At 72.0% G+C, this 20901-nt stretch carries 20 protein-coding genes; 19 read left to right on the top strand and 1 reads right to left on the bottom strand.

Annotation, left to right across the window (positions count from 1 at the left end; all coding sequences use genetic code 11):
• Positions 1-127: 127 nt before the first annotated feature.
• The 10 genes from ACIA8X_RS25545 (at position 128) to ACIA8X_RS25500 (ending at position 11882) form a co-directional block, all read left to right on the top strand.
• Entirely contained in the window at positions 128-997 is an 870-nt protein-coding gene (locus ACIA8X_RS25545; protein ID WP_393443670.1) for a universal stress protein, read from the top strand.
• Positions 990-2576 carry an AAA family ATPase gene (locus ACIA8X_RS25540; protein WP_393443672.1) on the top strand — a complete coding sequence of 529 codons (1587 nt, stop codon included), beginning with the start codon at positions 990-992 and terminating at the stop codon, positions 2574-2576. The genes ACIA8X_RS25545 and ACIA8X_RS25540 overlap by 8 nt, the downstream gene beginning before the upstream one ends.
• A 400-nt stretch (positions 2577-2976) precedes the next feature.
• Positions 2977-3270, top strand: a complete 294-nt coding sequence (locus tag ACIA8X_RS25535) for a hypothetical protein (RefSeq protein WP_393443673.1) — start codon at positions 2977-2979, stop codon at positions 3268-3270.
• Complete coding sequence (locus ACIA8X_RS25530; RefSeq protein ID WP_393443675.1) at positions 3267-4859, top strand: FAD-dependent monooxygenase; 1593 nt, start codon at positions 3267-3269, stop codon at positions 4857-4859. Before ACIA8X_RS25535 ends, ACIA8X_RS25530 begins: the two co-directional genes overlap by 4 nt.
• Before the next feature lie 136 nt (positions 4860-4995).
• The gene (locus ACIA8X_RS25525) at positions 4996-6024 is read left to right on the top strand and encodes an alcohol dehydrogenase catalytic domain-containing protein (protein ID WP_393444368.1); all 1029 of its coding nucleotides are present in this window, start codon (positions 4996-4998) and stop codon (positions 6022-6024) included.
• A 303-nt stretch (positions 6025-6327) separates the two neighbouring features.
• On the top strand, positions 6328-8118 hold the full coding sequence (acsA, locus tag ACIA8X_RS25520; protein WP_393443677.1) for an acetate--CoA ligase: 1791 nt from the start codon (positions 6328-6330) through the stop codon (positions 8116-8118).
• Positions 8115-9206, top strand: coding sequence for a pyruvate dehydrogenase (acetyl-transferring) E1 component subunit alpha (pdhA, locus tag ACIA8X_RS25515; protein ID WP_393443679.1), 1092 nt, complete (start codon positions 8115-8117; stop codon positions 9204-9206). Before acsA ends, pdhA begins: the two co-directional genes overlap by 4 nt.
• A 2-nt stretch (positions 9207-9208) precedes the next feature.
• The gene (locus ACIA8X_RS25510) at positions 9209-10204 is read left to right on the top strand and encodes an alpha-ketoacid dehydrogenase subunit beta (protein ID WP_393443681.1); all 996 of its coding nucleotides are present in this window, start codon (positions 9209-9211) and stop codon (positions 10202-10204) included.
• Between the two features lie 2 nt (positions 10205-10206).
• Positions 10207-11634, top strand: a complete 1428-nt coding sequence (locus ACIA8X_RS25505; protein WP_393443683.1) for a dihydrolipoamide acetyltransferase family protein — start codon at positions 10207-10209, stop codon at positions 11632-11634.
• 2 nt (positions 11635-11636) lie between these two features.
• Positions 11637-11882, top strand: a complete 246-nt coding sequence (locus ACIA8X_RS25500) for an acyl carrier protein (RefSeq protein WP_393443685.1) — start codon at positions 11637-11639, stop codon at positions 11880-11882.
• Between the two features lie 25 nt (positions 11883-11907).
• Here ACIA8X_RS25500 and ACIA8X_RS25495 read toward each other — a convergent pair whose 3' ends face one another.
• Positions 11908-12759: a CBS domain-containing protein gene (locus ACIA8X_RS25495; protein WP_393443687.1), complete on the bottom strand. Its 852-nt coding sequence runs from the start codon at positions 12757-12759 to the stop codon at positions 11908-11910.
• A gap of 300 nt (positions 12760-13059) precedes the next feature.
• Here ACIA8X_RS25495 and ACIA8X_RS25490 point away from each other — a divergent pair, with 300 nt between their 5' ends.
• Genes ACIA8X_RS25490 through ACIA8X_RS25450 form a run of 9 tightly spaced genes read left to right on the top strand, consistent with a single transcriptional unit; the run spans position 13060 to position 20859 of the window.
• Complete coding sequence (locus ACIA8X_RS25490) at positions 13060-13431, top strand: hypothetical protein (protein WP_393443689.1); 372 nt, start codon at positions 13060-13062, stop codon at positions 13429-13431.
• Positions 13431-14390, top strand: coding sequence for a V-type ATPase subunit (locus tag ACIA8X_RS25485; protein WP_393443691.1), 960 nt, complete (start codon positions 13431-13433; stop codon positions 14388-14390). The genes ACIA8X_RS25490 and ACIA8X_RS25485 overlap by 1 nt, the downstream gene beginning before the upstream one ends.
• Positions 14391-14409: 19 nt before the next feature.
• On the top strand, positions 14410-15873 hold the full coding sequence (locus ACIA8X_RS25480; RefSeq protein ID WP_399459177.1) for a V-type ATPase 116kDa subunit family protein: 1464 nt from the start codon (positions 14410-14412) through the stop codon (positions 15871-15873).
• Positions 15874-15875: 2 nt separating this feature from the next.
• Positions 15876-16292: an ATP synthase subunit C gene (locus tag ACIA8X_RS25475; RefSeq protein ID WP_399459176.1), complete on the top strand. Its 417-nt coding sequence runs from the start codon at positions 15876-15878 to the stop codon at positions 16290-16292.
• 2 nt (positions 16293-16294) lie between these two features.
• A complete protein-coding gene (locus ACIA8X_RS25470) occupies positions 16295-16522 on the top strand; it encodes a hypothetical protein (protein WP_399459175.1) in 228 nt (75 codons plus the stop codon).
• Positions 16519-17046, top strand: coding sequence for a hypothetical protein (locus ACIA8X_RS25465; RefSeq protein ID WP_399459174.1), 528 nt, complete (start codon positions 16519-16521; stop codon positions 17044-17046). The genes ACIA8X_RS25470 and ACIA8X_RS25465 overlap by 4 nt, the downstream gene beginning before the upstream one ends.
• Positions 17043-18806, top strand: a complete 1764-nt coding sequence (locus ACIA8X_RS25460) for a V-type ATP synthase subunit A (RefSeq protein ID WP_399459173.1) — start codon at positions 17043-17045, stop codon at positions 18804-18806. Before ACIA8X_RS25465 ends, ACIA8X_RS25460 begins: the two co-directional genes overlap by 4 nt.
• The gene (locus ACIA8X_RS25455; protein ID WP_393443702.1) at positions 18803-20221 is read left to right on the top strand and encodes a V-type ATP synthase subunit B; all 1419 of its coding nucleotides are present in this window, start codon (positions 18803-18805) and stop codon (positions 20219-20221) included. The genes ACIA8X_RS25460 and ACIA8X_RS25455 overlap by 4 nt, the downstream gene beginning before the upstream one ends.
• Positions 20218-20859, top strand: a complete 642-nt coding sequence (locus ACIA8X_RS25450) for a V-type ATP synthase subunit D (RefSeq protein ID WP_393443704.1) — start codon at positions 20218-20220, stop codon at positions 20857-20859. Before ACIA8X_RS25455 ends, ACIA8X_RS25450 begins: the two co-directional genes overlap by 4 nt.
• Positions 20860-20901 lie beyond the last annotated feature (42 nt).

The following is a 20901-nucleotide window of genomic DNA, read 5'->3' as shown; positions in this document are numbered from 1 at the left end:
AGGGGATTGGGGTACTCCTCGAATGAGGGAACGCGCCACGCTCGGCTTGTCGGCACCATCCGAACAGTCCGGCATTGAGACTCATCAACCGTCATTTCCAGCTTCCTACGACACGGAGGCAGCCGCCATGCAACCCGTCCTCACCGTGGGCCTCGACGGCTCACCCGAGAGTCTTGCCGCTGCCCGCTGGGCCGCCGACGAGGCCGAGAAGCGGGGGCTCACCCTGCGCCTGCTGCACGCCTGGCCGATGCTGGCGCCGGAACCGACCAGCGTCCCCTCCGAAGTCGATCAGAACTACTGGGCGAAGCGTCTCGTCCACACCGCGCGAGCGGAACTCCAAGCACGCCACCCCGGCCTGTCCATCGTCGAGAGCCTGGTCGCCGACGACGCGGAGAACGCCCTGCTCCAGGCGGCGTCGGAGTCGGAGATGATCGTCCTCGGTTCGCGGGGACTGGAGCTCGTCCAGAGCTACTTTCTGGGCGACGTCAGCATGGCTGTCGTGGCACGGGCCGAGCGGCCGGTGGTCCTGGTCCGCGCTGAGACCCAGGAGGAGGGACCGGTTCCGGCACCGGCGAGCCGCGTGGTCGTGGCCCTCAAACTGCACGGGTCCTCCGAGGACCTGCTCGACTTCGCCTTCCACACCGCTGCGGCCAGGGGCGTCCCTCTCCTGGCCGTCCACGGCCGAAGCGTGCCGCTCCACGCGCGTGTGCCCTGGGGTGTGGACCACGACGTCACCGAGGAGATGACACGGGACGCGCAGGCGCAGCTGAGCGCGGCGCTCCGCCCATGGCGCGAGAAGTACCCGCATGTGGAGGTGGCCGACAGCATCCGTCTCGCAAGCCCTGCCAAGGCCGTCGTACAGGCCGCCGAAGGTGCCGCGCTGCTGGTCGTCGGCCGGCGGGAGCACCGTCGCGGCCTCGCGCCTCACCTCGGTCCCGTCGCCCAGGCCGCCATTCACCACGGGCGCTGCCCCGTCGTCGTCGTTCCTCATGGCTGAGCCTGGACTGCGCAAGAAATCGGCAGGGTCGGTGGGGTGGGCCGACGCTTCCGTGCTCCGGCCCAGTGCCGACCACGACGGCACGCCACTGCCACGCGCGGAGGTACGTGAGACCCACACGGCGATCGTGTTCTTCGCCGGCGACCGCGCCTACAAGCTCAAGAAACCGGTGGACCTGGAGTTCTTGGACTACACGACGGTGACGGCTCGCCGGGCCGCGTGCGAACGCGAAGTCGCCCTCAACCGCCGCTTCGCCCCCGACGTCTACCTGGGCCTGGGCGAGATCCACAGCCCCGACGCGGGAGAAGCCGAACCACTCGTGGTGATGCGCCGCATGCCGGCGGACCGTCGCCTCTCCCGCCTGGTGCGAGAAGGGGCCTCCGTCGACGACATCCTGCGGGCCGTCGCCCGGCACCTCGCTGCATGGCACGCCGAGGCGCCCCGCGGCCGCGAGGTGGACGAGCAAGGCACGCGGGATGCGCTGTCATCGCGCTGGGAGGCCAGTTTCGCGCAGGTCCGGACACTGGCCGACGACGGCTTCATACACGAGGGCGTGGCGGAGGTCGAGCGGCTGGTACGCCGTTATCTCGCCGGCCGCAAGCGGTTGTTCGACTCCCGTATCGAACATGGGCGGGTGGTCGACGGCCACGGTGACCTGCTCTCCGAGGACATCTTCTGTCTCGACGACGGTCCTCGTGTCCTGGACTGCCTGGAGTTCGACGACCACCTCCGGTATGTCGACGGCCTCGACGACGCGGCCTTCCTCGCCATGGACCTGGAACAGCTCGGCGCCCCGGAAGCCGCGGCCTACTTTCTCGCCCAGTACAGCGAGTACTCCGGCGACCCCGCGCCCCCCTCCCTGTGGCACCACTACGTCGCCTACCGTGCCTTCGTCCGCGCCAAGGTCTCCCTGATCCAGGCACGACAAGGCGTGCCCGGCGCTGAGGCAGTGGCGCGGCGCCTGGTCTCGACGGCGCTGCGTCACCTGCGCACCTCCGCCGTCGGCCTGATCCTTGTCGGCGGGCTGCCAGGCAGTGGGAAGTCCACCCTCTCCGGAGCTCTGGCCGACCGGCTGGGGGTCACACTGCTCAGCAGCGACCGCCTCCGCAAGGAGCTGGCGGGCATCCCCGCCGAGCAGTCCGCAGCGGCCGGCTATGGCGAGGGCCTGTACACCCCCGAGTGGACGTCCAGGACCTACACCACCCTCCTCGACCACGCCTCCGCCCTGCTGTCCTCCGGCGAATCCGTCGTCCTGGACGCCACCTGGTCCGACGCGGAACAGCGCGAAGCGGCTCTGCGCGTGGCCGAACGCACCAGTGCCGACCTGGTGGCTTTGCACTGCCACGTACCGGGCGAGGTGTCAGCGGCCCGCCTGAGCGCGCGTGCCCCCGGAGCATCCGACGCCGACCTCGACATCGCCTCCGCCATGGCGGCCGCGGAACCGCCGTGGCCCGAGGCCGTCGCGGTCGACACCAGTGGTCCGTTGGAGTCCGTGGTCGCCCAGGCACTGGCAACCGTACGCCCGTGGGGCACCGGCCAGGCCCCGGTTTTCCGCCGCCCCTACATGGAGCCGGACTAGATAAGCGGGAAGCCGCCACGGTTCGCGGGACGTGGCGCATTCCCGCACGGTGGGTTGTAGGAGGGGGAACCCGGCCGGTCTGGCCGGGGCGGCAGAACTGGGCGTCGTACGCCCGTTTCGGCCCTTCGGGAGGAGGCCACCATGGGCGCCACCACGGGTGAACAGACACCGCTCGCTCCTGGCGAGGCATGGCGGGCCGTGGCCGCATGCATTCTCGCCAGCTTCGCGCTGCTCGCGCGGCACCAGGTCCACCTGTCGAAGGAACGGCTGGGGATGCGACTCCGCTTCGCCGACGACACCTCCGCCCGGGTGTACCGGGAAACACGTCTCGGCAGCGGCTTGGCGAGGGACCCTGCGCCTGGTCCGTGGGCCCGCACACGCGCTGTTCCGCAAGGAGAGCATGCTGAATACCCCGCTGTTCGTCGGCTTCCCCGGTTTCACCTCGAAGCTGTGGCTGGCCCACGACGAGCACGGTCGCTACCGCGGCGTGTACGAGTGGGACGGCCCGGAGCGAGCCGAACATTACGCGCGGTCGCTGTGGCGGGTTCTGGCGCTGGTCAGCGTGCCGGGTTCGATCCGCTACGCCGTTCTGCCCGGGCTGCGCCGAGACGACGTGATCGCAGACCCAGGGCTGATCGAGGGCTCGGCTTCACACGACGCCGAAGCATGGTCGCGCATACAGGCCGGGACGTGACGACAGCGGTGGACATCCTGGTCGTCGGAGCCGGTACGACCGGCCTCACGCTGGCGCTACAGGCCCATGACCATGGAGCACGCATCCGGGTGGTCGAGCGGCGGCCCGAGCCGTTCCGGCCCTCCCGCGCGCTCATTCTGCACCCCCGCACCCTGGAAGTCCTGCGTCCACTCGGCGTCACTGACGCCCTGCTCGAGCTCGCGGACACCGCCCCGGCAGTCGCCCTTCATCTCGGCTCCCGCGTCGTCGAAACCCGGCTCGCGGACCTCGCGCTGCCCGACACGGCGTTCCCCCATCTGTCTCTCGTGCGGCAGATGGACGTCGAAAGAGCGATGACGCAGGCACTCGCCGACCGCGGGGTGACGGTGGAACGAGGCACCGAACTGATCACTGCCCACGACGACGGGCAGAGCGCGCGGGCCGTGCTGCGTTCGCGGCACGGCATCGAGGAGATCCGCTGCCCCTTCGTCGTCGGCTGCGACGGCCCGGCCAGTACCGTGCGGGCCTGTGCCGACATCGGGTGGCACGGCAGGCCCTACAGCGAAGAAGTGGTCCTCGCCGACCTCGACCTCGGCCTCGGCGGCGTCCCCGGCCCTTCCGGTGCCCAGGTGTTCGCGGGACGCCAAGGACTGTTGTTCCTCTTCCCGCTCGGAGAGCAGGCCACCTGGCGACTGCTGGCCACGCGGGCATCTGACGGCGGGGCCGGACAGAACTTCGGACAGCCCGGACCCGCCGTCCCGAGAGCCGAGCTCCAGCGCCTCCTGAACGACGCGGGGCTTCAGGCACGGATCGAGCGTCTCGCGTGGTCCGCGCGGGTGTCGCTGCAATGCAGCCTCGCCCGGCGCTTCCGCAGCGGGCGGCTCTTCCTCGCGGGAGACGCGGCCCACAACTACTCACCGGCCACCGGCCAGGGCATGAACGCCGGCATCCAGGACGCGGCCAACCTCGGCTGGAAGCTCGGCTTCGCGGCAGGCCACTCCTGGGACGAGTCCGGGAACGGGCTCGGTGCCGAAGTGCTGCTCGACTCCTACGACGAGGAGCGCAGGCCTGCTGCGCACCGACGGCTGATCCTCACTCACACGGCGTTCTGGGCAGAGGCATCGACCGGCCGGATCCCCTCATGGCTGAGGGCAGTTGCCGCTCCGCGCGCAGCCCCGGCCATACCCGCCCTCCTGGACCGGCGACGGCTTGTCGCCGAGGGTATCCGTCTCGTCTCCCAACTGCGGGTCAACTACCGGCGCAGCCCTCTGTCGGTGGAGGGAACACCGCGCCTGCGAGGTGCTCCTCGCTCCGGAGACCGCCTGCCGGACGCGACCGTCAGCGTCGGAGGACCTCCCAGGCGGCTGCACGAGCTGCTGGCCCGCCCGGGTGTGCACCTCCTGCTGCAGGGCGACGCCGACCCGCCCCCGGACGCGGTGGCCGGTCCGCACATCACTGTCCTCCGGCTGGCGAACAGCCCCGGTCGCGGTCTCGTGGCCGTCCGTCCGGACGGGCATGTCGGCTTCCGGTGCGGGAACGCCGACCCGGCCGGGCTGAGCAGCTGGCTGGCACTGATCGGCGCAGCGGCAACTCCACGCGTCCGGCCGTGAACACCGGGCTCATGACCGCCTGGCCACGGAGTCAATGGTCCTGAGCAGCCCGACGCCCAAATGGCCCCGGTTGCCCTGGCGTCCTTCCGGAGCGACGGTGGAGAGAGTCGGCCGAGTAGCCAGGGAGTGGGTGACCATGCGAGCCCTCGTCTACCACGGCCACGGGCAGATCTCCTGGGACACTGTCACGGATCCGGCGATCGAGGAACCCACAGATGCGGTCGTGCGCGTCGACGCCACCACCATCTGCGGCACCGATCTGCACATCCTGCGCGGAGACCTGCCCGAGGTGAAGCCGGGGACGGTCCTCGGCCACGAGGCAGTCGGCGAGGTCGTGGAGGTGGGCCGCGACGTCCACGACCTGACCCCCGGGAGTCAGGTGATCGTGTCCTCGGTGTCGGCCTGCGGCCACTGTCCGGCCTGCCGTGACACCAAGCTCGGCCAGTGCAGTGGGGGTGGCGGGTGGATCCTCGGCAACCAGATCAGCGGGACCCAGGCCGAGTTCGTGCGGGTGCCCTTCGCCGACTGCTCCACGACCCAGCGGCCTTACGCGCTCCCCCTCGATGACGCGGTCCTGCTCTCCGAGCTCCTCCCCACCGCCTATGAGGTCGGAGTGCGGAACGGGCACGTGGGCCCTGGAGACACCGTCGTCGTCGTCGGCGCAGGTCCCGTCGGTCTCGCCGTGGTGATCCTCGCACGGCTCTACTCGCCCCGCCGGATCATCGTGGCGGACCTGTCCACCGCCCGGCTGCAAGCCGCGGCCCGGGTGGGTGCCGATGCCGCCGAACCACCGGGAACGATGATCGCCGATCTGTCCGAGGGACCGGGCGCCGACGTGGTCATCGAGGCGTCGGGGGAACCGGACGGCTTCGTCCTGTGCACCCGCGCCGTCCGCGCCGGAGGGCACATCGCCAACATCGGCACCCACGGCAAACCGGTCACTCTGCATCTCGAGTCCCTGTGGCGCAAGAACGTGACGATCAGTACCGGCCAGGTGGACACGTCCTCCACGCCGTGGCTGCTGGAGCTGGTGCGATTCGGGCACCTGCCCGTCTCCCGGCTGGTCACCCACACCTTCGACCTCGATCGGATGGAGGACGCCTACGAAGCGGCCGCGCAGAGCACCACCTCGGGCGCCCTCAAAGTCGTACTGCATCCTGAGTGAAGCCCGGTCCGCAGAGTCCGAACAAGGCCGTCCAGTCCCTTGTCCCGGCCCGTTCGGCCCTACCACTCGCCGGCCGACGGCGGTGCCATGGAAGTGAGCCGAGGGCCACAAGGAGGCACGGCGAAACGGAGCGACACCGCGCACCGTGCAATTCGGGCCCACAAGAAGCGGGCGGCCCTCGGCCCCATACACGTCGGCTGTGCTCCGCACGCCGTCCCGTCGGGTCGTCTCCTGTGGCCGAAGTGCAGCCGCGGCCCGGCTCGACGACCCTGGAGATCGGGGGCAGTGCCGGGAGGAGCACCCATGCACTGGGAAACGATCCGCAAAGACACCACACAGGTCGTCCCGCCCCGTCTCACCGACTACGACTTGGCCCGCTCCGAATTCACCTGGGTGCAGGCCCGCACGGCCCTGACGGGGCTGCCCGACGGCGGGCTGAACATGGCCCACGAGGCCGTCGACCGGCACGCGGCCTCGGACCACGCGGACAAGATCGCGCTGCGGTGCGTCGCCCGGGACGACTCCGTCTCGACCGTCACCTACGCGGAACTGGCCCGCCGTACGGCCCACTTCGCGAACGTCCTGCGGTCACTCGGCGCCGGCCACGGGGACCGGGTGTTCACCCTGCTCGGCCGCTGTCCCGAGCTGTACACGGCGGTGCTGGGCACGCTGAAGAACACCAGCGTGCTCTGCCCGCTCTTCTCCGCGTTCGGACCCGATCCGGTAGAGCAGCGGCTGCGTCTCGGCGATGCGCAGGTCCTGGTCACCACTGCGGCCCTCTACCGGCGCAAGGTCGCCGAGCGCCGGGCATCGCTCCCCGGGCTGAAACACGTCCTGATCGTCGGACCCGGCGCGGAGGACCTGCCCGGCACCGCATCCTTCGACGATCTGATGAGTGGCGCCCCGGACACCTTCACCATCCCGCCGACCTCGACCGACGACATGGCCCTGCTGCACTTCACCAGCGGGACCACCGGCACCCCCAAAGGCGCGGTCCATGTGCACGAGGCCGTGGTCGCGCACTACGCCACAGCCGCGTACGCGCTCGACCTGCACCCCGAGGACGTGTACTGGTGCACCGCCGACCCCGGCTGGGTCACCGGTATGTCGTACGGAATCATCGCGCCCCTGGTCCACGGTGTGACGGTGGTCGTCGACGAGGGCGACTACGACGCCCGGCGCTGGTACCGGATCCTCGGCGAACAGCGGGTCACCGTCTGGTACACCGCGCCCACGGCCCTGCGGATGCTCATGCGCGCCACACCCCGCCAGGGCCCGTACGACCTGCCGCGCTCCCACGACCTGTCGGCGCTGCGCTTCATCGCCTCCGTCGGCGAGCCCCTCAACCCGGAGGCCGTCGTGTGGGGCCGGGACGTCCTGGGACTGCCGGTGCACGACAACTGGTGGCAGACGGAGACCGGCTGCATCATGATCGCGAACTTCGCGGCCTGCGAGATCCGGCCCGGCTCGATGGGCCGTCCGCTGCCCGGCGTCGAGGCGACCGTGCTGAAGCAGGGGGAGGACGGCCGGGCACTGGTCACCGACGGCAGGATCACCGAGGTGGAAAGCCCCGACGTCGAGGGCGAGTTGGCGCTGCGGCCGGACTGGCCGTCGATGTTCCGCGGCTATCTGCACGACAAGGAGCGCTATGACGCCGCGTTCGCGGACGGCTGGTACCTGACCGGAGACCTTGTCCGCCGGGACGCGGACGGCTGGTACTGGTTCGTGGGACGGGCCGACGACGTCATCAAGTCGGCGGGGCATCTGATCGGCCCGTTCGAGGTGGAGAGCGCGCTGATGGAGCACTCGGCAGTGGCTGAGGCCGGGGTGATCGGACGGCCGGATCCGGTCGCCGGGAACGTCGTCAAGGCGTTCGTGTCACTGCGCCCTGGTGTCGAGCCGACCCCGGAGCTGGAGCGGGAGCTGCTGGCCTTCGGCCGCCGCAAGCTGGGCCCCGCCGTCGCGCCCCGGGAGATCGTGTTCGACCAGAACCTGCCCAAGACCCGCAGCGGGAAGGTGATGCGCCGTTTGCTGCGTGCGCGTGAACTCGGCCTGCCCACCGGCGACTTGTCGACCTTGGAGGGATCCACATGAGCGTGGCCCGCGCCAACCGTACGCGGAAGGACCCGGCGCCCCCGAAGTCCGGCAAGAAGGCCGCGACGGCCAAGACGAGTAAGCGCAAAGCGAGCACCGGGCAGGTCGGCCGGCCGGGTCCCGGGCACCGGACGAACCTGCTGGAGGCGATGCTGCGCATCCGACGCTTCGAGGAGCGGTGCGTCGAGTTGTACAGCGCCGCGAAGATCCGCGGCTTCGTCCACCTGTACATCGGCGAGGAGGCCGTCGCCGTCGGCGTGAACGAGGTACTGACCCCCGAGGACGCGGTCGTCTCCACATACCGGGAACACGGCCACGCCCTGGCCCGCGGGATCACGGCCGAGGCCGTCATGGCCGAGATGTACGGCAGGACGACGGGGTGCAGCGGAGGCCGGGGCGGTTCCATGCACCTGTTCGACGCGAGCCGGCGCTTCTACGGCGGAAACGCCATCGTCGCCGGCGGACTCCCCCTGGCCGCCGGCCTCGCGCTCGCCGATCGTATGCGCGAACAGTCCCACGTCACCTGCTGCTTCTTCGGCGACGGGGCCTTCGCCGAAGGCGAGTTCCACGAGACGGCCAACCTGGCGGCCCTGTGGAAGCTGCCCCTGCTGCTCGTCTGCGAGAACAACCTCTACGCGATGGGCACGGCCCTCGAACGGCACGAGGCACAGACCGACCTGGCCATGCGCGCCGCCTCCTACGGCATGGTCGCCTGGGCCGTGGACGGCATGGACGTCGAGGCCGTCGAGCAGGCCGCCGGACGGGCCGTCGAGGGCATCCGGGCCGGCACCGGACCGCACTTCCTGGAACTGCGCACCTACCGCTTCCGCGCCCACTCGATGTACGACCCGGACCGGTACCGCGAGAAGGGAGAGGTCGAGCAGTGGAAGTCCCGGGACCCGGTCAGCCTGCTCATGGACCGCATGCGCGAGACAGGTGAGCTGGGTGACAAGGAACTCGCCCGGATCGAGCAGCGGATCGCCGACGAGATCGACCACGCCGTGGAAGCGGCCGAACAGGCACCAGAGGAGCCTGTCGAGCACCTTCTCCGCCACGTCACCAGTTTTTCGTCGGAGGCGGTGAGTTGACCATGGGCGCCGAAGCGACGGTAGAGGCGAAGACGACCTACCGCGAGGCCATGCGCGAGGCGCTGCGCGAGGCATTGCGCTCCGACGACCGTGCCTTCCTCATGGGCGAGGACGTGGGCCGGTACGGCGGCTGCTTCGGCGTCAGCCTCGGCCTGCTGGAGGAGTTCGGCCCCGAACGCGTTCGCGACACCCCGCTGTCGGAGTCCGCGTTTGTGGGCGCCGGCATCGGCGCGGCCCTGGCCGGTCTGCGGCCCATCGTCGAGATCATGACGGTCAACTTCAGCCTGCTCGCCCTCGACCAGATCCTCAACAACGCCGCCACCCTGCTGCACATGTCGGGCGGCCAACTGCCCGTTCCGCTGGTCATCCGCATGACCACGGGCGCCGGACGGCAACTCGGCGCCCAGCACTCGCACAGCCTGGAAGGCTGGTACGCGCACATCCCCGGCATCCGCGTCCTCGCCCCCGCCACCCTCGAGGACGCACGCCACATGCTGGCTCCTGCGCTCGCCGACCCCGACCCCGTACTGATCTTCGAGCACGGAAGCCTCTACAACGTCTCCGGCGAACTCCTCCCGCCCACCACGCCGGTGGACCTGGACCACTCCGCGATCCGCAGGCCCGGCACCGACATCTCCCTGATCACGTACGGCGGTTCGCTGCCCAAGGCGCTCGCGGCAGCCGACGAGTTGGCCGCCGAGGGCATCAGCGGCGAGGTGATCGACCTGCGCACGCTGCGCCCCCTCGACGACGCGGCCATCACGGCCTCCGTGGCCCGGACCCACCGTGCGGTGGTCATCGACGAGGCATGGCGGACGGGAAGCCTCGCCGCCGAGGTGTCCGCCCGCATCGGGGAAGGGTCGTTCTACGAACTGGACGCGCCCGTCGAGAGGGTGTGCAGCGCGGAGGTACCCATGCCGTACGCGCGGCGACTGGAGGAGGCCGCCCTGCCACAGACCGCCGACATCGTCGCGGCGGTCCACCGGGCGGTGGACTGACCATGGGCGAGTTCACCATGCCGTCCCTCGGTGCCGACATGGACGAGGGCATGCTCCTGGAATGGCTGGTGGGACCCGGTGACCTCGTGCACAAGGGCGAACCCGTCGCAGTCGTCGAAACCGCCAAGTCGACCATCGAGGTGGAGTGCTTCGAAACCGGCACCATGACGGAGATGCTCGTCGAGCCCGGCACGACGGTGCCGGTGGGGACGCCGCTCGCGCTGATAGAGCCGCTGGCGGAAATGCCAAGGAAACCGGAGAAACCCCGCAAGGCGGAGGAGCGACGACCGGTGCCTCACGCACCGAAGAAGGGCAAGCCCTCCGAGCGCAAGCCCCAGCCCCCGTCCCCGCCACCCGAACCTGCTCCACTCCCGAGCCCGGCGATCCCGGTGGCGATGCCGTCCGCCGCCCAGCAGGGCGGCCACATGGAGGCCGGCCCCTTGGTCCGGCATCTCGCGGAGCACAGCGGCGTCGATCTGGAGACGCTGCACGGTTCCGGCCCAGGAGGGCGCGTCACCCGAACCGACGTCGAGGAAGCTGCGGCCGCCCGGGCCACTCCGCTGCCACCGCGCGTGCGCGCCACCCCCCTCGCCCGGCGACTCGCCGCCGAACTGGGCGTCGACCTGACCACGGTGACGGGGACAGGCAAGGAGTCGGCCGTCCGTGCCGCGGACGTGCGCCGGGCGGCCCCCGGCCCGGCGGCCCCGCCCCCGCCCGCTCATGTGGGCGTCACCCCGGAACGCTCCGCACGTCCGTCCGAAGCACGGACGGCGGCCGTGCGCCAGGCGATCGCGGCCCTGATGACCCGCGCCAACCGGGACATCCCCCACTACTACCTCTCCACGACCGTGGACATGGCGACCGCCATGGACTGGCTGCACGACCACAACCGGCGCAGCCCGGTCGGTGAACGGCTGCTCCCCGCGGCCCTGCTGCTGAAGGCAGCGGCCCTTGCGGCCCGGGAAGTACCCGAACTCAACGGCTTCTGGACCGACGAGCACTTCACCGCGGGCCAGGGCGTCCACCTCGGCGTGGCCGTGTCCCTGCGCGGCGGAGGGCTCGTCGCCCCGGCGCTGCACCACGCCGACACCTTGGCGCTTCCGCAGCTGATGACCGCCCTCAAAGACCTGGTCACCCGGGCCCGCACGGGCAGACTGCGCGGCTCCGAGGTGTCTGACGCCACGGTCACGGTCACCAACCTCGGCGATCAGGGCGTGGAGACCGTCTTCGGCGTGATCCACCCGCCACAAGTGGCCCTGGTCGGCTTCGGGCGGGTGGTCGACCGGGCGTGCGCCGTCGACGGCCTGCTGGGCGTGCGGCCCGTGGTCACGGCGACCCTCTCGGCCGACCACCGAGCGACGGACGGTGCCGTCGGTGCCCGCTACCTCATGGCGGTCACCCGCCTCCTGCAGAATCCGGAGCAGCTGTGAACATGAACCGAACCGATGCACTGGACATGGTCAGGGAGTCAATCTCTCGCGTCATCCCCGGCGCCGACATCGCCGCCCTGGGGCCCGACGAGGCGTTCCGCGACGCTCTGGAAATGGATTCGCTGGACTTCCTGAGCTTTGTCGAGGTGCTCAGCGAAAGATCCGGCATCCGCATCGAGGACGAGGACACGCCCCGGCTCACCACGCTGTCGGGCAGCGCCGACTTCCTCGTCGCCTACACGCGGTGACGTGCGCCCCGGGGACGGTCACGCCTCAGACCGCCTCGGTGTCGTCGACGACACCGACCACGTCGTCGATGTCCCGTACCGACGCGAGCAGTTCGGGGGCGGGAGCCTTGTCCAGCCTCCCCCTCATCGTCACCACGCCGTTCTCCACGCTCACTTCGACAGCGCGCGGATCCAGCAGGTGCTGACCGACCAACGACTCGACCTCGGCCCGGATCTCGGCATCGTCACGGATCAGCGCCCGCAGCAAATCGCGCCGGCTCACCACGCCGACAAGCCTGCCGCGATAGTCGGTCACGGGCAGCCGCTTCAACCGGGCGTGGGCGGCGGTCCACGCGGCATCCGCCACTCGCTCCGCCGGGTGGACGGTGACCGGCGGGAAGGTCATCAAACTGGCAGCCGTGTCCCCGTGGCCCTTCTCGTACAGGTGGTGCTGCCACAGCCTGCCGACAGGTCCGTGCCGACGTGGTTCCGCCGTGACGGCGGCCTTGGCCAGCAGATCCGACTCCGAGACGACACCGATCACGTGGTCGTCGGCATCGACGACCGGTACGGCGCTCACGTGCTCGCGGGCGAGAGCGTGGGCCACGTCCCGGAACGGCATGTCACCGGGGACGGAGGCCGCCGGTACCTGCATGACATCCCGTACCCGGAGTACAGCCGGTCCTCCGGCGGGCGGCTCGGGTACGTCAGGGGTGCGCGGCTGGGTACCGGGAGCACGCTCCGGCTCCTCGGCGCTCCTCGCCGACGCGGCGGCGGCGACTGCCATGAGGTAGCGGCCCAACGCCTCCTGGCGAGGCTCCTCCTGAGGTGTCCAGGGGCGGCCCGGCGTGGTGCGGCGGGCTTCCTTCTGCGCGGAGCTCTGCTCGAAGTCGCTCACGGCTGCCTCCCGTGGACGCCGTCCCTCTACGCGGTCAGTCTCGCATCGATCCACTGGTGCGTCCTCCGGGCCGAACGGCCCCGATCAGGGACGACTGGCCCAGCGCGGCGCGACATGCCATCGCCTACAAAGGAGACTGGGAAGCGGGGCCTGGGGCCACCTGGAGGAGAGCTCGTGACGGGTTTCCGGGACTTTCTTACGAGGTTCCGGCCGGCGGCATCGCCCGGCCGTGCCGCACCAAGCGGTGTCCCCGCGGACCGCTCGGCCGAACTCCGTGCGGAGCTCGCACCGCCCCTGGCCTTGCTCGAACAAGTGGAGGCGGAAGCCCGGTCCGTCGGCGATCGGGCCGAGGCAGCCGCCGCGGCGCGCCGACGCGAAGCCGAACAGCAGGCGGAGGAGATCGTTGCCGAGGCGCAGGAGGAGGCCGGCAGGGTGCGGGCACGCGCCGCCGAGCAGGTGGAGCGTGCGGCCGAGACCGAGGCGGCGGAGTTGCTCGCCGAGGCCTCACGCGAGGCGGTCGCCGTCCGCGAACGCGCCGGCAGCCGGACACCCGCGCTCGCCGATCGAGTGCTCGCGCTCGTGGTGGAGGGCCTCTCGGCTGAGGAGTCGCCACTCACGCCGGCGGATCAACCGGCTCCAGGCCCGGAGAGTCCACCGGAGGGAGGTCTCTGATGGGTGCCGGATGGGTGGCCGGCGTGACCCGCGCACGGGCTCTGCGGACCAGGTGTCTGGGCGCCGAGGGCGTCAGCGAGGTGGCCGCGTCCCGCGCCCTCGATGACGCCCTGCGCTACTTGGCGGCCACGCCGTACCGGCACGCTGTCTCCCCGGGCACCACGCCGGACGAGGCCCAACGGGCGGTCTCGGCGACACTGCTGTGGCATCTCCGGGTCCTCGCGGGCTGGCAACCGGCCACCGGCGCGGACGTCATCCGGGCACTCGCCGCCGGATTCGAGATCTCCAACACCGAGCACCATCTGAGAGCTCTTGTGGCCGACCCGCGACAGTCACCCGCAGAACGGCACCATGCCCCGCCCTACCGTCTGGGCGCACTGGCCATGGCCTGGACCCGGCTCGCCTGCACTCGTACGCCGTCGGAGCTGCGCACCGCGCTGGCGGCCTCCGTCTGGGGTGACCCCGGGGGCGACTCCCCGGCCGCGGTCGCCACCGGTATGCGGGTCTCCGCCGCCGTACGGCTCGCCACCACCGTCCCCGACGCGGCGCGCTGGGCGGCGGCACGGCTCGCCCTGCTGTTCGGCCGTGAGGTGTTCGTCGTCGGCCGCCCGGTGCCGGAGGTCTCCGCCCGCCGGGCGGCCGGGCTGCTCGGCACGCGAGCGTTGGGCGCTGGGGCGTACGCCGACTTCCGGCAGTCGCTGCCGGTCACCGCGAGATGGGTGCTGGACGACGTCGACGAGGCGGCGGGCCTGTGGCGCGCGGAGGCACGGTGGTGGGACGCGGTCGAGCGGGACGGCCATGAACTGCTGCACCGGTCGGGGTTCGGTCCGCAGCCGGTGGTGGGGGCCGTGGCATTGCTGTCCGCCGACGCGTGGCGGATCCGCGGCGCGCTGGAACTGGCCGCCCGGGGCGGCGGCCTCGGGGACTGGCCGCCGGAGGTGCTCAATGCTCCGGGCTGAGACGGCGATCCCGGTCCGGATGCGCAGGGTAGCCGTCGTGGCCCCCGAGAAGGCACTGCGGGAGAGCCTGGTGCGGATCGCCGAGGCGGGCTGCGTGGACATCGACCTGGCCGGGGACGCCGGGCCGGATGTCCGCAGGGCCGCGGCGACGCGGCTCCAGCGTCTGCGCACCGAGCCTGCGCAACCCGCTCTCAGCGAGGCCCCACCCGACCTGGATGCCCTGGAGCGCGAGGGCCGGACGGACCTGCTGGCGGGCGAGGCTCAGTTGGAGGAGCGCCTCGGCAGCGCGGTCCGGCACGGAACGGTCGCGGCACTGGCCGGTTGGTGCCCCGAGACCGAGATGGGCTCCATGGCGGCGCGCATCGCCGGTGCCGGGGGCGCGCTGGTGCCGCTGCGGACCCCCCGTGGTGTCGATCCGCCGACCTTGCTGACAGGAGCCGACGCCGCTCCCCCGGCATACGCGGCGAGTCCCGTACGCCACTCCTTCACGCCTCTGGTCAGCACATACGGAACGGTGCCCTACGCCGACCTCGATCCCACCATGGCGGCCGGGATCGTCTACGTGGTGATATTCGGTTTGATGTTCGGCGATGCCGGACACGGGCTGCTGCTGGTCGCCATCGCGCTCCTGCTGCGCGCGGGCCGGCCGCGCCGAGCGGCGGCGCTGCGCCCGCTGTGGCCCTTCGTCGCCGGGGCCGGGCTGGCCGCCACCCTGGCGGGGGTGGCGTACGGCGAGTTCTTCGGCCCGACCGGGGTGCTGCCCGTGCTGTGGCTGGAGCCGCTGGAGGAGCCCATGCGGCTGTTGGCCGCCGCCGTCGGGCTCGGCGCCGTGCTGCTCGCCCTCGCCTACGCCGCGGGGATCGTGAACCGGTGGCGGGAGGGCGGGCCGGCGGCAGCCCTGTATGCGACGACCGGGATCGCCGGGGCCGTGCTCTATCTCGGTCTCGCGGTCGTCGCCGGGTATGTGTGGCTCGGCCAGGCGGTGTACGGGGTCGTGGGGGCCGTGATCGCGGCCGCCGGGCTCGCACTGGCCGGGGTGGGGCTGTTCGCGACCACGGCGGGTGGTCCGGCCGGTGCTGTGCAGACCGGTATCCAGCTTTTCGACGCGGTGGTGCGGATCGGCTCCAACGTCGTGTCCTTCGCGCGGCTCGCGGCCTTCGGCCTGACGCATGCGGCGCTGGGCGCGATCGTCTGGGACGGCACGACGGCGCTGGCGGGGCGGGGGCCGGTGGGCGTCGTCGCCGCGGCGTTCGTCTTCCTGCTCGGCAATGCCCTGGCCTTCGCACTGGAGGCGCTGGTGGCGGGTGTTCAGGCACTGCGCCTGGAGTTCTACGAACTGTTCTCCCGGCTGTTCGAGGGCGAGGGCCGCCCTTTCCGGCCCTGGCATCTGCCTGTGGAGCTCCGCACGGGTCCGGCCGTCGACACCGGGCCGCCGCCGGCCGGGGAAGCAGCCCTCTCGTACGCCCCCGCAGGGGAGGAGTAATCGTGATCACCTGGTTCTTGGCCCTGCCCGTCATCGTGGCGGGGTTCGTGGCCGTACGTCTTGTGCTGCGGCGCTCGGGCCGGACGGCCCTGGGGTGGATGGTCGCCGCCGACGCCGTGCTCCTGGCGGCCGCCACCGTGGTGCTGACACTGGCGCTCGGCGGAGGATCCGCGCAGGCCGCGACCACGGTGGCACAGGACTCCGGCTCCGGATCCGCCGCCCTGATCGGCGCGGCAATCGCGGTGGCCGGGGCGACGATCGGCGCGGGCATCGCCGTGGCCTACACCGGCGCGGCCGCCCTCGCGGCGCTCAGCGAACGCCCGGAACTCTTCGGCCGGGCCATGGTCATCGTCGGCTTGGCTGAGGGCATCGCCATCTACGGTCTGGTCGTCGCGGTGATCCTGATCGGGAAGGCGTGACCATGGGGTATGTCGCCGCGCTAGGAGAACGGGCCCGCGTGGTCGGCCTGGCCCTGGCCGGAGCCGTCGTCCTCCTCGCCGACGACCCCGACGCCGTGCGCCGGGCCTGGCGGAGCCTGCCGGACGGCATCGACCTGGTCATCCTCACTCCCGCCGCGGCCGAGGCCCTGGAGTCCGATTTCGCGGCGCCCGGGGCCCGCCGCCCGCTGATCGCCGTGATGCCGCCATGACGACCCCGGCCCCCGACCGGACGGCAGACGCCCTCCACCCGGTCCGGGTGGAGCTGCTGCGGGCGGCTCGTTCCGACGCGGAAGCGGTCCTGGCCCGCGCCGAGCGGGAGGCCGACGCCCTGCTCGACCAGGCTCGTGTTGAAGCCCGGTCGATCCTCGACGAGGCCCGGCGGCAGGGCGAGGCCGACGGTGCGGACGCTGCCCGCGACCTCCTCGTCAGAGCCCGGCGCGACGCCAGGTCGCGCACGCTCGCCGCACGCCGGGAGGCACATGAGCGGCTGCGCCGCGAGGCCACCGAACGGGTCCGGGAGCTGCGCGGGACGAGTGGCTACACGTCCTTGCGGGAGCGGCTGGAACGCCGGGCGCGTGTCCTGCTGGGGCCCGGCGTCGAGGTGAGCGAGCACGCCGACGGAGGTGTGGTGGGCCGGGCGCCGGGGAGGCGGGTCGACCTCTCACTGACCGCGCTGGCCGACCGCGTGCTGGACCGGATGGGAGCGGAGGTGCGGAGCCTGTGGGAGGAGTGACGCAGGCCGCTGGGACACTTCAGCCGCCTGCTGCCCGGCAACGGGCCTCGCGGATCCTGCGCGTCACCGGGCCGCTGGTCGAGATGGAGTACACGAGCGGCATCGCAATGTACGACTTGGTGTCGCTCGGCCCGGCCGGGCTGCCGGGCGAGGTCGTGGCCATCAGCGGTGACGTGGTCACCGTCCAGGCCTACGAGTACACCGGCGCGCTCGCTCCGGGGCAGACGGCTCTGCCTCAGGGCCGTCCGCTGTCGGTGTGGCTCGGCCCTGAGTTGCTCGGCGGGATCTTCGACGGCCTCCTGCGCCCCCTGTCCGGTGCCGGCGACTGGCTGCTGCCCGGCGCGCAGCGGGACGCGGCGGGAGAACGCACATGGTCCTTCTTCCCCCTGGTGGCGCAGGGCGAGCAGGTGGACGAGGGACAGGCGCTCGGTGAGCTCCGCGACGCGGGGCCGGTGCCGGTGAAGGTCCTCGTGCCGTCCGGCTGCGGGGGCACGGTCGAAGAGATCGCCGTCGCCGGGGACCGTCCGAGCGACGCGACGGTCGCTGTCATGGGTGGCACGGAGGTGTCCGTCGGCGCCCTGTGGCCGGTGCGTCGGCCACGCCCGGTGCGGGAGCGCGTCGACAGCCATGAGGCCCTCGACACCGGCCAGCGGGTGATCGACCTGCTCTTCCCCGTGGCCCGGGGCAGCACAGTTGCGGTGCCCGGTGGCTTCGGCACCGGCAAGACGGTGCTGCTGCAGCAGATCGCCAAGTGGTGCGACGCGGACGTCATCGTGTACGTCGGCTGCGGGGAGCGCGGCAACGAGATGGCCGATGTCATCACCGAGCTGGCGGAACTCCAGGACCCGCGCACGGGCGGACGTCTCGCGGACCGCACCGTGACGATCGCCAACACCTCGAACATGCCGATGATGGCCCGTGAGGCGAGCGTCCACACGGGGGTGACGGTCGCCGAGTACTTCCGCGACATGGGCCTGGACGTCGTCGTCATCGCCGACTCGACCTCCCGGTGGGCGGAGGCACTGCGTGAATTCGCCTCCCGCACCGGCGCGCTGCCCGCCGAGGAGGGCTACCCGGCAGGCTTGGCGTCCGCCATCGCGGCCTTTTACGAACGGGCCGCCGCAGTGACCACCCTCGGCGGCGACCGGGGCTCGGTGACCGTGATCGGCGCTGTGTCCCCGCCAGGCGGGGACATGACGGAACCGGTGACCGCGCACACCGAACGATTCGTCCGCTGCCTGTGGACCCTCGACCGCGACCTCGCCTACGCCCGCCACTACCCGGCGGTCTCCTGGGCCGGGTCCTTCTCCCGGGACGTACCGGTCCTCGCGGCAGGGCACCGGACGGCCGGCGATCCGGCGTGGGCCCGGCGCCGCGAACGGGTGGGAGCGGTGCTGGCGGAGGCCGACCGGCTGGCCGATCTGGTGGATCTGATCGGCATCGCCGCCCTTCCGGCGCGCGAGCGCATCAGCGTGCTGGCGGGCACGCTGGTCCGCGAGGGCGTGCTGCAGCAGAGCGCGCTGTCGGAGCGGGACGCGTACTGCGGCGCGGAGAAGACGGCCGCACTGGCCGACACCGTCCTCACGGTCGCCGACCGCTGCCGTGAGCTGGTGGACTCCGGCGTTCCGGCGGCCTCGGTCGAGGAGGTCGACTTCGGTCCGCTGCTGCGGGCCCGGGAGGATACCGGCCCGCACGACGCCGCCGGGGTGGTGGCGCGGCGGGACGCGACGCTCGCCAGGCTGGGAGAGGTGCGGCCATGAGCCCGTCCGACGAGATCGAGTACACGAAGGTGCGGCAACTGCGAGGGCCACTCGCGATCATCGAAGGCGTGGCCGGGATCGGCTGGGACGAGTACGTACGCATCACCCTCGCCTCGGGCGAACGGCGCCACGGCGTGGTCCTCGATGCCGACCGCGACCTGGCGGTGGTCCAGGTCCTTGAAGGCACCGCGGGTATGGACCCGGAAGGCGTCCGCGCGGCCTTCTCGGGCAGCCCACTGCGCGTCCCCGTCGGGACGGACTGGCTCGGGCGGGTCTGCAACGGCCGGGGCGCGCCCCTCGACGGCGGCCCGCCCGTCCTCGGCTCCCACACCGCCGAGGTGGGCGGCGCCCCCATCAACCCGGTGCGGCGCGAACCGCCGTCCGAGCCGGTCCTCACCGGGGTCGGAGCCGTGGACGCCCTGACCACCCTGGTACGCGGACAGAAACTGCCGGTGTTCTCCGTGGCCGGACTGCCGCACCTGGAACTGGCCGCCCAGATCGCCGCCCAGGCCACCGTCGCGGGAGAGGCGTTCAGCGTCGTCTTCGCGGGCATGGGACTGACCCACGCCGACGCCTCCTTCGTACGCGACGCCCTGGAGGAGCGGTCCGCGGCCGGGGAGCTCGTGCTGCTGCTGAACACCGCCGACGACCCCGTGATCGAGCGGATTCTCACCCCCCGCATCGCACTCACCGTCGCCGAGCACCTCGCCTTCGCCGAGGGACGGCACGTCCTCGTGGTGATGACCGACATGACCACATACGCCGAAGCCCTGCGCGAGGTCTCCGCCGCCCGAGGGGAGATCCCGGCCCGCCGCGCCTACCCCGGCTACTTGTACAGCGACCTGGCCTCCTTGTACGAACGCTGCGGGCGTATCAAGGGCCGTCCCGGCTCGGTCACCGTGCTGCCGGTGCTCACCATGCCCGCGGGCGACATCACCCATCCCGTGCCGGACCTGACCGGCTACATCACCGAGGGCCAGATCGTGCTCTCGCCCGAGACGCACGCGCGGGGCGTGTACCCGCCGCTGGACGCGCTGTCCTCGCTGTCCCGGCTGATGCGCAAGGGCGCAGGCCCCGGCCGTACCCGTGACGATCACCTCGACGTCGCGGCCCAACTGCTGGCCGCGCTGGCCCGCGCCCGGCAGGTCCGCGACCTCGCCGACCTGGTCGGCCGGGCGGCGTTGAGCCCCACCGACCGCCGCTACCTGGACTTCGAGGAGGCGTTCCTGCGGAACTTCGCCGACCAGCGCGCCGACGAACCACGCGACCTCGACACCTCGCTGGAACGCGGCTGGCGGGCCCTCCTCACCCTGCCCCGCAGCCAGCTCTCCATGCTCCCCGCGCGGCTCCTCGACGCCCACGGGGCGAAGGACCTCGACGATCTCGGCGGTCTCGATGAGGGGGTGTCCCGATGACCGGCGCCCGCCGTACGCCGCCGGGTCGTGCGGGACGCCTGCGGCTGCGGCACAGCCTCGCAGTCGCCGAGCGCGGAGCCGACCTGCTGGAACAGAAGCTGCGCATCCTCCGCTCGGAACACCAGCGGCTGCTGCGCGCGGAGGAGGCAGCCGCCAGAGCCTGGCGGGACCTGCTGCCCGAGGCCGAGAGATGGCTGCTGCTGGGTCTGCTCCTGAGCGGCGAACGAGCCCTCGACTCGGCCGCTGCGGGCATCAATCCCGCCGAGATCAGGGTGGAGTGGGCGACCTCCATGGGGGTACGCCACCCGGCGGCGGTCGCCACATCCGTACCCGCCCGGCCGCCCACCGCCGCCGCTCCCACCAACACGGCCCTCGTGCACGCCGAGGCGGCCTACGGCCGTGCCCTGCGCGCCGCCGCGGAGTACGGGGCCGCGCACGCCGCCGCCGAGCTGCTGGGAGCGGAGGTCATCAGCACCCGGCACCGGGTCCGTGCCCTGCGGCGCCACTGGATCCCCCGTCTGCGGGAGGCACTCGACCGGTCCGACCTGGCCCTGGAGCAGGCCGAGCACGAGGACACCGTCCGCCGGCGCTGGGCCGCCAGGACGGCCGAGGACGACGGGGCGGCGGCCGGGCAGTGACCGTTGCGGGCTCCGCAGTGCTCCACATCCGGGGGGGGCGGT

Origin of the sequence: Streptomyces sp. NPDC051738, from assembly GCF_044453205.1 — a bacterium.
Classification (GTDB): domain Bacteria; phylum Actinomycetota; class Actinomycetes; order Streptomycetales; family Streptomycetaceae; genus Streptomyces.
This window is presented reverse-complemented; position numbering and strand designations above follow the sequence as displayed.